Below are 235 nucleotides of genomic sequence, written 5' to 3' on the forward strand. Positions count from 1 at the left end.
TGTCCGGGCTGTACCTGCGCTGGCCGCGCCGCTGGTGGCACTGGCGCAGCTGGCTGGCGGTGGAATGGAAACGCAGCGGCCGAGGCTTCCTGTGGAGCCTGCACTCGGTGATCGGCACCTGGGTGCTGCTGATCTACCTGATGAGTGCGCTGACCGGCCTCTGGTGGTCGTTCGACTGGTATCGCAGTGCCGCCAACACCCTGCTGGGCGTCGCACCGGCCGCAAAGCACAAGGT

1 protein-coding gene is annotated in these 235 nt (G+C 67.2%); it reads left to right on the forward strand.

All coding sequences use genetic code 11. The annotated features are described in order from the left end of the window. A partial coding sequence (locus AC6UDF_RS07455) for a PepSY domain-containing protein (RefSeq protein WP_500724268.1) occupies positions 1 to 235 on the forward strand: 235 nt, incomplete at both ends.

The organism is Fructilactobacillus sp. X2R6C1, assembly GCF_059901295.1.